An 8,093-nucleotide genomic window follows, 5' to 3' on the forward strand; every position below is an offset into this window, starting at 1 on the left:
GGATTACCAGAGAACGCAGATCACTTCGCCGCCGACGCCCTGCTTACGGGCTTCGCGGTCGGGCAGCAGGCCCTTGCTCGTGGACACCACGGCCAGGCCCAGGCCACGCTGAATGCGGGGCAGGTTCTCGGCGCTCACGTAGGCGCGGCGGCCGGGGCGGCTGATGCGCTCGATGTGCTTGATGACCTGCTCGCGCTTGGCACCGTATTTCAGCGTCAGGCGCAGCACGTCGAACTTCTGGCCTTCGGGGCGCATGCGCTCGGCGGAGGCCACGTAGCCTTCGGCCACGAGCAGCTTGGCGAGTTGCTCCTTGAACTTGGAGGCCGGGATGTCCACGGTCTCCTTGTGGGTGCGCGTCGCGTTGCGGATGCGCGTGAGCATATCGGCGATGGGATCACTCAACATGTAGCCTCCAAGTGGGCTGGTGTTGATCCGGGCTGGTTCCTGCATGCAGGCCTGCTCCCGGCAGGTGGCCCGGCCCCAGGCAAAGCTGGCGGACGGGCGCGCGTCTCCCCAAGTCGAATGTGGGCCCCAAGGCGGGGCACGTCTTCTGTTGGGTCTTTTCCTCCGCCGGACGATCACAGGTCAAAGTGGCCTGTTCGTCTCCGGGGGGCACAGCGCCGGGACCCGAACAATGTCAAGACACGGCAATTGAGAAGTGTAACAGGCGGCCCAGGAAAAGGCAATGAAGGTCTTTGCATGGGAGCGCCGCTACAGTCGCGGGGCCTCACGGCAGACCCCCACTTTTTACCCGGAGACCGCATGAAAAAACCCTTCCTCTTTCTCGCCCTGACCGGCCTGCTGACCGCCTGTGTGCCCGGTTCCCTACGCCACGTCTTTGGCAACAGCTGGGAGAACGAAGCGCTGGTGCAGCTGGTCGGCCAGAACATCAACGTGGTGACTGCCCGCGTGAAGACCTCGCAGGAACGGAACCTGCTGGGCCAGCCAAAATACGTGATCCGCAATTGCCAGTACAGCGGGCGCACCGTGGCCTACCAGAATGCCAGCGGCACGGTCTACGCCGAACGCGAGGTGCGCTGCGGCAACAGTGTGTTTCTGACCGACCAGAAGAATGTCATCACGGCCTACTACGAAGAGGGCGATCCTGACTTCGTTCCCTATCTCCTCGATACGTTTGCCGACGTTCTCCAGAAAGCGAAGAAGTAACCCACAAGCCATCAAAAAACCCCCTCGCGCTGGAGGGGGCTTTTTTGGGCTGCGTCTTACCAGCTGGCTTTCTTCACGCCGGGCAGTTCGCCCTTGTGCGCCATCTCGCGGATGCAGATGCGGCACATGCCGAAGAAGCGGTAGTAGCCACGGGCGCGGCCACAGCGGGAGCAGCGGTTGTAGTTCTGCACGGCAAACTTATGGCCGCGCGCCGCTTTCACAACTTTCGAGGTATTCGCCATAACGCTTCCTTATTTCCGGAACGGGAGGCCCATCGCCTGGAGCAGCGCGCGGGCTTCCTCGTCGGTCTTGGCGGTGGTGACAATCGTGATGTCCATGCCGCGCACCTTGTCCACCATGTCGTAGGTGATCTCGGGGAAGATCAGCTGCTCCTTGATGCCCAGGTTGTAGTTGCCACGGCCGTCAAAGGCGTTGGGGTTCACGCCCTTGAAGTCACGGATGCGGGGTAGGCCGATGTTGATCAGCTTCTCCAGGAACACGTACATGCGCTCGCCGCGCAGCGTGACCTTCAGGCCCACGGGCATGCCCTGGCGCAGCTTGAAGTTGGAGATGCTCTTTTTCGCCTTGGTGACGATGGGCTTTTGCAGGGTGATCAGGCCCAGTTCCTTGGCGGCCCGGTCGATGGCCTTGCTGTCTTCCTTGCTGGAGCCCAGGCCCTCATTGATCACGATCTTCTCAATGCGGGGGGCGGCCATCACGGAGGTGTAACCGAACTGCTGCACCAGCGTGGGGCGCACCTGTTCGTTGTATTTGGCCTTGAGGGTCTGCATGTTGCCTCGCTTCGCGCGGTGTGGGCCGCGCGGGGCACCCATAGCCGGGTGCCCCTGAAAGGGTCTCAGTCGATGGTCTTGCCGCTGGCCACAGCCACGCGGACTTTCTTGCCGTCCACGATCTGCTTGCGCACGCGGGTGGCCTTGCCGGTTTCGGGGTCCACCAGGGCCACCTTGCTGGCGTGCAGGGCCAGCTCGCGCTGCTCCTGGCCGCCCTGGGGGTTGGCGGGGCTGGGCTTCACGTTCTTGGTGACCAGGTTCACGCCTTCCACCACGACCTTCTGGTCGCGGGGCAGCGCAAGCAGGACCTTGCCGCTCTTGCCTTTGTGCTTGCCGCTCAGAACGATGACGGTGTCACCCTTCTTCACGTGCAGCTTGTCGTTGTGGTGGCTACCGGCGCTGGGACGGGGCATTACAGCACCTCCGGGGCCAGGGACACGATTTTCATGAAGCGGCGGTCGCGCAGCTCGCGGGCCACCGGCCCGAAGACGCGCGTGCCACGGGGCTCGCCCTGGTTGTTGATGATGACGGCGGCGTTCTTGTCAAAGCGGATGGTGCTGCCGTCGGCACGCTTGATGGCGTGGCTGGTACGCACGACCACGGCCTTGACCACGTCGCCGGCCTTCACGGTGCCGCGCGGCGCGGCGTCCTTGACGGAAGCCACGATGATGTCACCCACGTGGGCGTAGCGCTTGTTACCGCCGCCGCCGGTGGTAAGACCCTTACCGCCGATACCGCTGTTCAGCACGCGGATGCACATGATCTCGCGCGCGCCGCTGTTGTCCGCCACGTCCAGGCGGGACTGGGGCATGATCATGCGTTACCGCCTTCGGTCTCCACAGCGGTGGTCTCGATGCCACGGGGGCGCTCGATCAGCTTGGTGACCTTCCAGGTCTTGGTCTTGCTGATGGGGCGCACGGCGATGATCTCCACGCGGTCACCCACCTTGTATTCGTTGTTCTCGTCGTGGGCCGCGTACTTGTGGCTGCGGGTCACGACCTTGCCGTACAGAGGGTGAGCAAACTTGCGCTCGACCTTGACGCTGACCGTCTTGTCGGCCTTGTCGCTCACGACGACGCCCGTAAAGGTCTTCTTCATGCCTGCTCTCCCTGCTTCTTGCTCAGCTCAGCGCGGATGGTGTTGAGCTGGGCCACTTCGCGGCGAAGCTGCTGCACGCGGTGCGGCTGGGCCAGGGTGCCCATGGCGGCCTGGAAGCGCAGCTCCATCAGTTCTTTCTTGCGGCTGTCGATCTCGCGGGCGAAATCTTCGGCCCCCAGATTACGCATGTCACTGGGCTTCATCGTAAACCTCGCGCTTGACCATCTTGGTCTGGATGGGCAGCTTGTGGCCGGCCAGGCGGAAGGCCTCTTTGGCCTGCTCCTCGGTCACGCCGCTCACCTCGAACATCACGCGCCCGGGCTTGACCACGCTCACCCAGTACTCCACGGCACCCTTCCCCTTACCCATTCGGGTTTCGGCGGGCTTCTTCGTCACCGGCTTGTCGGGGAAGATACGGATGTAGATCTTGCCCCCACGGCGGAAGTGACGGCTCATCACGATACGGCAGGCCTCGATCTGGTTGCTCTTGATCCAGGCGGGTTCCAGGGCAATCAGGCCGAAGTCGCCGAACGCGACGTAGTCGCCGCCCTTGGCGTCACCGGTCATCCGGCCACGGTGCTGCTTACGGAACTTGGTGCGCTTCGGAAGAAGCATCATTCACCTCCGGGGCGGCGCCGCGCGGCGGGGCGGCGGCGGTTGGGACGGTCACCGTCTTCGCGGCGGCGCTCGTCGTTGCGGCGCTGGGGACGCGCGAAGGTTTCGGTGCGGCCACCGATGACTTCACCGGTAAAGACCATCACCTTGATGCCTAAGCTTCCGTAGGTGGTCTCGGCGCGGGCGGTGCCGTAGTCGATGTCGGCGCGCAGGGTGTGCAGGGGCACGCGGCCTTCGCGCACCATTTCGGTACGGGCCTGCTCGGCGCCGCCGAGGCGACCGGCCAGGATGATCTTGACGCCACGGGCGCCCGACTCCATCACGCGCTGCGCGGCCTGCTTCATGGCGCGGCGGAACGCAAAGCGGCGCTCGATCTGCTCGGCGATGCGCAGGGCCACCAGGGGCGCGCTGATGTTGGGGTTGGGGATTTCCGCGACGTTCACGGCCACGGTCCCGGCCGACACCAGACGCTCGATGTCCTGGCGCAGCTCCTTGATGCTCTCGCCGCCCTTGCCGATCACGATGCCGGGCTTGGCCGCGCTGATGATCACGTTGACCTGCTGGCCAGCGCGCTCAATCTCGATGCGGGCGATCCCAGCCGCGTTCAGCTTGCGCTGCACGAGCTTGCGGATCTTCTCGTCTTCCTTCAGCAGGCCGGCGTACTGCTTCTTGCCGGCGTACCAGCGGCTGTTCCAGCCACGCGTGATGCCGAGGCGGAAGCCGTTGGGGTTGATCTTGTTGCCCATTATTTGGCTCCCTTCTCGCCCACGATGATGGTGATGTGGCTGGTGCGCTTCTTGATGATGTTGGCGCTGCCGCGTGCCCGGGGAATCAGGCGCTTGAGGGTGGGGCCCGCGTCCACGTAGGCGGCGGTGATCACCAGACGGTCTTCGAGCATCTGGTCGTTGTGCAGCGCGTTGTGCTTGGCGCTGTTCAGCACCTTGGCCACAGGCTCGGAAGCGGCGCGGGGGATGAAGCGCAGCAGGTCTTCGGCGTCACGCACGCTCTTGCCACGGATCACGTCCACCACGAGACGCACCTTGCGGGGGCTCATGCGCACGTACTTGGCCACGGCGTAGCCGGGCTTACGCAGCTTGACTTCCTGCTTGCGCTGCTTCTTGTTGCGGAATTCAGGAGCGGTCATTTCTTCTTGCTCCCCTTGGCGTTCTTGTCGGCGCCGTGGCCACGGTAGTTGCGGGTGGGGCTGAATTCACCCAGCTTGTGGCCGATCATCTGCTCGGACACGAACACCGGCACATGCTGCTTGCCGTTGTGCACAGCAATCGTGTGGCCGATCATCTCGGGCACGATGGTGGAGCGGCGGCTCCAGGTCTTGATGACGCGCTTGTCTTTGCGCTCGTTCTGGGCGTCCACCTTCTTCAGGAGGTGGTCATCCACGAATGGGCCTTTTTTCAGGCTGCGGGGCATGGTCTACCCTCCTTACTTCCCGCCGCGGCGGGTGATGATGAAGCGGTCCGAGATCTTGCGCTTCTTGCGGGTCTTCAGGCCCTTGGCGGGCTGACCCCAGGGGCTGACAGGCTGACGGCCTGCGCCGGTGCGGCCTTCACCACCGCCGTGGGGGTGATCCACGGGGTTCATGGCGCTGCCGCGCTGGTGCGGCTTCTGGCCCAGCCAGCGGCTGCGGCCGGCCTTACCCAGCACGATGTTCTTGTGCTCGGCGTTGCCCACGGTGCCCAGGGTGGCGTAGCACTCGGAGTGAATGCGGCGCAGTTCGCCGCTGGGCAGGCGCAGGATCACGTAGTCGCGCTCCTTGCCCTGCACCTGAATGGAGGTGCCGGCCGAGCGGGCGATCTGGGCGCCCTTCCCGGGGACCAGTTCCACGCTGTGCACCACGGCGCCCACGGGCACGAAGCGCAGGGGCAGCGCGTTGCCCAGCTTCGGCTCGGCTTCGGGGCCAGCGTTCACGGTGGCGCCGACCTGCAGGCCTTCGGGCGCCAGGATGTAGCGCTTCTCGCCGTCGGCGTAGTGCAGCAGGGCGATGCGGGCGCTGCGGTTGGGATCGTACTCAATGGCAGCGACCTTGGCGGTCACGCCCGCCTTGTCGCGGCGCTTGAAGTCGATGATGCGGTACAGGCGCTTGTGGCCCCCGCCGATAAAGCGGCTGGTGATGCGGCCACGGTTGTTGCGACCACCGGTCTTGGGCAGCGCTTCGGTGAGCGCCTTTTCGGGGCGCTTCTTGGTCAGTCCACTGAAGTCCGCAGTCGTCATCTGGCGACGGCTGGGGGTGTAGGGACGGTATTTCTTGACGGCCATGTCTCAGATCTCCTTAGGCCTGGCCCTCAAGGGCGGCAATAGTCTGGCCCTCGGCGAGACGCACAATGGCCTTCTTGCGGTCGGCGCGCTGTCCGAAGAACTTGCCCACGCGCTTGCGCTTGCCGGGCACGTTCATGGTGCTGATGCCGATCACGGTCACGCCGAACGCCTGCTGAATGGCGCTCTTGATTTCCGTCTTGCTGGCCTTGGGGCTGACCCAGAAGCTGTAGACGCCGCGCTCCATGCCTGCGTACGCCTTCTCGCTCACCACAGGCGCCTGGATGATGTCGTAGTGGCTCATGCCTCTTCCCCTTCCTCTTCGTCCTGGGCGGGCTCCAGCACCACGGCGTCAATCACGAGGCGGTCGTGGCGCAGCACGTCGTAGGCGTTCAGGCCAGCGACGGGCAGCACGGTGGCCCAGGCCACGTTGCGCGCGGCCTGACGGGCCTGCAGGTCGTCGGTCACGATCAGCACGCGCTCGGTGCCGTCCATGCCGTTGTCCTTGGCCCAGCTGACAAAGCCCTTGGTCTTGCCGTCGAGGCCAAAGCCGTCCACGGCCACCAGCTTGCCAGCTTCCTGGCGCGCGGCCAGGGCCATGGCCAGACCCAGCTGACGGACCTTGCGGGGCAGGGTGTAGCTGTAGCTGCGGGGCTTGGGCCCGAAGGCCACGCCGCCGCCCACGAAGGTGGGCACGCTGCGATCGCCGTGACGGGCGTTACCGGTGCCCTTCTGGGAGAACATCTTCTTGCCCGTGGCGCTCACCTGCGCGCGGGTCTTGGTGCTGGCGGTGCCACGGCGGCGGCTGGCCAGCTGCCAGGTCACCACGTCGTGCAGCACGCCCTTGTTCACTTCCGGCAGGTCGAGGTCAATGGTGCGCCCCCCGTTCTGGCCGATGACGTTGATCTGCGCCATGTCTTACTTGCCTCCCTTGGCGGCCTGGCGCAGCACCACGAGCCCACCGTTGGCGCCGGGAATCGCACCCTTGACCAGGATGATGTTCTCGTCGGCGCGGATCTCGACCACTTCCAGGTTCTGCACGGTGATGCGCTCCATGCCCATGTGGCCGGCCATGCGCTTGCCCTTGTACACGCGGCCCGGGGTCTTGCGCTGACCAATCGAACCGGGGCGGCGGTGCCACTTCTTGGAACCGTGGCTCGCGGGACCACCCTTGAAGTTCCAGCGCTTCATGACGCCCTGGGTGCCCTTACCCTTGCTGGTGCCGGTCGCGTCGATCTTCTCGCCTTCAGCGAAGATGTCCACGTTCACGGTGTCGCCTTCGGGGGCAAAGCCACGGAACTCGCGCAGGAAACGTACAGGCGAGACGCCGTACTTCTTGAAGTGGCCGGCGGCGGGCTTGTTCACGCTCTTCTCGCGCTTGGGGGCGTAGCCAATCTGCACGGCTTCGTAGCCGTCGGTGACCGACGTCTTACGCTGCACGACGGGGCAGGGGCCCGCCAGCACCACCGTCACGGGAATGGCCTTGTCGCCCTTCCAGATCTGGGTCATGCCCACTTTGGTGCCGAGGATGCCCTTCATGCGCGGCCTCCCACCGTCTTGATCTCGATGTCCACGCCGGTGGGCAGGTCGAGGGTCATGAGGCTGTCAATCGTCTTCTTGGTGGGGTTCATGATGTCCACCAGACGGTTGTGGGTGCGGATTTCAAAGTGCTCGCGGCTGTCCTTGTTCACGAACGGCGAACGCAGCACGCAGAAGCGGCGGATGCGGGTGGGGAGGGGCACGGGGCCGCTCACGTCCGCGCCGGTGCGGCGCACGGTGTCCACGATCTTGCTGGCGGACTGGTCCAGCGCCTTGTGGTCAAAGCCACGCAGTTTAATGCGGATCTTCGGGGCAACCATGTCAATTACTCCAGGACCTTGGCAACGACGCCGGCGCCGACGGTGCGGCCACCTTCGCGGATGGCGAAGCGCAGACCTTCTTCCATGGCGATGGGCTTGATGAGCTCCACCACGAAGGTGATGTTGTCACCGGGCATCACCATTTCCACGCCTTCGGGCAGTTCCACCACGCCCGTCACGTCGGTCGTGCGGAAGTAGAACTGGGGGCGGTAGCCACCGAAGAACGCGCTGTGACGGCCACCCTCGTCCTTGCTCAGCACGTACACGCTGGCTTCGAACTTGGTGTGCGGCT

At 64.9% G+C, this 8,093-nt stretch carries 18 protein-coding genes; 1 reads left to right on the forward strand and 17 read right to left on the reverse strand.

Going from position 1 to position 8,093, the window contains the following annotated elements; translation table 11 throughout:
• Positions 1-3: 3 nt before the first annotated feature.
• Entirely contained in the window at positions 4-405 is a 402-nt protein-coding gene (gene rpsH / locus KMW22_RS06605) for a 30S ribosomal protein S8 (protein WP_221089222.1), read from the reverse strand.
• Between the two features lie 357 nt (positions 406-762).
• On the opposite strand from rpsH, the gene KMW22_RS06610 reads away from it, so the two are divergent.
• Positions 763-1,167 carry a hypothetical protein gene (locus KMW22_RS06610; RefSeq protein ID WP_221089223.1) on the forward strand — a complete coding sequence of 135 codons (405 nt, stop codon included), beginning with the start codon at positions 763-765 and terminating at the stop codon, positions 1,165-1,167.
• A gap of 56 nt (positions 1,168-1,223) precedes the next feature.
• Here the strand turns inward: KMW22_RS06610 and KMW22_RS06615 are convergent, their stop codons facing one another.
• The 16 genes from KMW22_RS06615 to KMW22_RS06690 form a co-directional block, all read right to left on the reverse strand.
• Positions 1,224-1,409 (reverse strand): type Z 30S ribosomal protein S14, encoded by a 186-nt coding sequence (locus KMW22_RS06615; protein WP_022800309.1) that lies wholly within the window; start codon positions 1,407-1,409, stop codon positions 1,224-1,226.
• A gap of 9 nt (positions 1,410-1,418) precedes the next feature.
• The gene (gene rplE / locus KMW22_RS06620; RefSeq protein WP_221089224.1) at positions 1,419-1,958 is read right to left on the reverse strand and encodes a 50S ribosomal protein L5; all 540 of its coding nucleotides are present in this window, start codon (positions 1,956-1,958) and stop codon (positions 1,419-1,421) included.
• Between the two features lie 65 nt (positions 1,959-2,023).
• Positions 2,024-2,371 carry a 50S ribosomal protein L24 gene (rplX, locus tag KMW22_RS06625; protein WP_107138972.1) on the reverse strand — a complete coding sequence of 116 codons (348 nt, stop codon included), beginning with the start codon at positions 2,369-2,371 and terminating at the stop codon, positions 2,024-2,026.
• Positions 2,371-2,775, reverse strand: coding sequence for a 50S ribosomal protein L14 (rplN, locus tag KMW22_RS06630; RefSeq protein ID WP_022800312.1), 405 nt, complete (start codon positions 2,773-2,775; stop codon positions 2,371-2,373). The genes rplX and rplN overlap by 1 nt, the downstream gene beginning before the upstream one ends.
• Positions 2,772-3,056, reverse strand: a complete 285-nt coding sequence (gene rpsQ / locus KMW22_RS06635) for a 30S ribosomal protein S17 (RefSeq protein ID WP_221089225.1) — start codon at positions 3,054-3,056, stop codon at positions 2,772-2,774. The genes rplN and rpsQ overlap by 4 nt, the downstream gene beginning before the upstream one ends.
• Entirely contained in the window at positions 3,053-3,259 is a 207-nt protein-coding gene (gene rpmC, locus KMW22_RS06640) for a 50S ribosomal protein L29 (RefSeq protein WP_221089226.1), read from the reverse strand. Before rpmC ends, rpsQ begins: the two co-directional genes overlap by 4 nt.
• A complete protein-coding gene (rplP, locus tag KMW22_RS06645) occupies positions 3,246-3,671 on the reverse strand; it encodes a 50S ribosomal protein L16 (RefSeq protein WP_046843208.1) in 426 nt (141 codons plus the stop codon). The genes rpmC and rplP overlap by 14 nt, the downstream gene beginning before the upstream one ends.
• The gene (rpsC, locus tag KMW22_RS06650; protein ID WP_107138975.1) at positions 3,671-4,417 is read right to left on the reverse strand and encodes a 30S ribosomal protein S3; all 747 of its coding nucleotides are present in this window, start codon (positions 4,415-4,417) and stop codon (positions 3,671-3,673) included. The genes rplP and rpsC overlap by 1 nt, the downstream gene beginning before the upstream one ends.
• A complete protein-coding gene (gene rplV / locus KMW22_RS06655) occupies positions 4,417-4,815 on the reverse strand; it encodes a 50S ribosomal protein L22 (RefSeq protein ID WP_221089227.1) in 399 nt (132 codons plus the stop codon). The genes rpsC and rplV overlap by 1 nt, the downstream gene beginning before the upstream one ends.
• A complete protein-coding gene (rpsS, locus tag KMW22_RS06660) occupies positions 4,812-5,099 on the reverse strand; it encodes a 30S ribosomal protein S19 (RefSeq protein ID WP_221089228.1) in 288 nt (95 codons plus the stop codon). Before rpsS ends, rplV begins: the two co-directional genes overlap by 4 nt.
• 12 nt (positions 5,100-5,111) lie before the next feature.
• Positions 5,112-5,945, reverse strand: coding sequence for a 50S ribosomal protein L2 (gene rplB / locus KMW22_RS06665; protein WP_221089229.1), 834 nt, complete (start codon positions 5,943-5,945; stop codon positions 5,112-5,114).
• A 13-nt stretch (positions 5,946-5,958) separates the two neighbouring features.
• Positions 5,959-6,246: a 50S ribosomal protein L23 gene (locus KMW22_RS06670; protein ID WP_221089230.1), complete on the reverse strand. Its 288-nt coding sequence runs from the start codon at positions 6,244-6,246 to the stop codon at positions 5,959-5,961.
• Complete coding sequence (gene rplD, locus KMW22_RS06675) at positions 6,243-6,857, reverse strand: 50S ribosomal protein L4 (protein ID WP_221089231.1); 615 nt, start codon at positions 6,855-6,857, stop codon at positions 6,243-6,245. The genes KMW22_RS06670 and rplD overlap by 4 nt, the downstream gene beginning before the upstream one ends.
• Positions 6,858-6,860: 3 nt before the next feature.
• On the reverse strand, positions 6,861-7,481 hold the full coding sequence (rplC, locus tag KMW22_RS06680) for a 50S ribosomal protein L3 (RefSeq protein ID WP_221089232.1): 621 nt from the start codon (positions 7,479-7,481) through the stop codon (positions 6,861-6,863).
• A complete protein-coding gene (gene rpsJ / locus KMW22_RS06685) occupies positions 7,478-7,801 on the reverse strand; it encodes a 30S ribosomal protein S10 (protein ID WP_014685998.1) in 324 nt (107 codons plus the stop codon). Before rpsJ ends, rplC begins: the two co-directional genes overlap by 4 nt.
• 5 nt (positions 7,802-7,806) lie before the next feature.
• A partial coding sequence (locus KMW22_RS06690) for an EF-Tu C-terminal domain-related protein (RefSeq protein WP_456236884.1) occupies positions 7,807-8,093 on the reverse strand: 287 nt, incomplete at its 5' end.

The sequence above is a fragment of the Deinococcus aquaedulcis genome, assembly GCF_019693445.1.
Taxonomy (GTDB): domain Bacteria; phylum Deinococcota; class Deinococci; order Deinococcales; family Deinococcaceae; genus Deinococcus; species Deinococcus aquaedulcis.

Excerpts from the sequence above, each read along its gene's own strand:
- rpsH (WP_221089222.1), bottom strand. The coding sequence starts at position 405 with ATGTTGAGTGATCCCATCGCCGATATGCTCACGCGCATCCGCAACGCG.
- KMW22_RS06610 (WP_221089223.1), top strand. The coding sequence starts at position 763 with ATGAAAAAACCCTTCCTCTTTCTCGCCCTGACCGGCCTGCTGACCGCC.
- KMW22_RS06615 (WP_022800309.1), bottom strand. The coding sequence starts at position 1,409 with ATGGCGAATACCTCGAAAGTTGTGAAAGCGGCGCGCGGCCATAAGTTT.
- rplE (WP_221089224.1), bottom strand. The coding sequence starts at position 1,958 with ATGCAGACCCTCAAGGCCAAATACAACGAACAGGTGCGCCCCACGCTG.
- rplX (WP_107138972.1), bottom strand. The coding sequence starts at position 2,371 with ATGCCCCGTCCCAGCGCCGGTAGCCACCACAACGACAAGCTGCACGTG.
- rplN (WP_022800312.1), bottom strand. The coding sequence starts at position 2,775 with ATGATCATGCCCCAGTCCCGCCTGGACGTGGCGGACAACAGCGGCGCG.
- rpsQ (WP_221089225.1), bottom strand. The coding sequence starts at position 3,056 with ATGAAGAAGACCTTTACGGGCGTCGTCGTGAGCGACAAGGCCGACAAG.
- rpmC (WP_221089226.1), bottom strand. The coding sequence starts at position 3,259 with ATGAAGCCCAGTGACATGCGTAATCTGGGGGCCGAAGATTTCGCCCGC.
- rplP (WP_046843208.1), bottom strand. The coding sequence starts at position 3,671 with ATGCTTCTTCCGAAGCGCACCAAGTTCCGTAAGCAGCACCGTGGCCGG.
- rpsC (WP_107138975.1), bottom strand. The coding sequence starts at position 4,417 with ATGGGCAACAAGATCAACCCCAACGGCTTCCGCCTCGGCATCACGCGT.
- rplV (WP_221089227.1), bottom strand. The coding sequence starts at position 4,815 with ATGACCGCTCCTGAATTCCGCAACAAGAAGCAGCGCAAGCAGGAAGTC.
- rpsS (WP_221089228.1), bottom strand. The coding sequence starts at position 5,099 with ATGCCCCGCAGCCTGAAAAAAGGCCCATTCGTGGATGACCACCTCCTG.
- rplB (WP_221089229.1), bottom strand. The coding sequence starts at position 5,945 with ATGGCCGTCAAGAAATACCGTCCCTACACCCCCAGCCGTCGCCAGATG.
- KMW22_RS06670 (WP_221089230.1), bottom strand. The coding sequence starts at position 6,246 with ATGAGCCACTACGACATCATCCAGGCGCCTGTGGTGAGCGAGAAGGCG.
- rplD (WP_221089231.1), bottom strand. The coding sequence starts at position 6,857 with ATGGCGCAGATCAACGTCATCGGCCAGAACGGGGGGCGCACCATTGAC.
- rplC (WP_221089232.1), bottom strand. The coding sequence starts at position 7,481 with ATGAAGGGCATCCTCGGCACCAAAGTGGGCATGACCCAGATCTGGAAG.
- rpsJ (WP_014685998.1), bottom strand. The coding sequence starts at position 7,801 with ATGGTTGCCCCGAAGATCCGCATTAAACTGCGTGGCTTTGACCACAAG.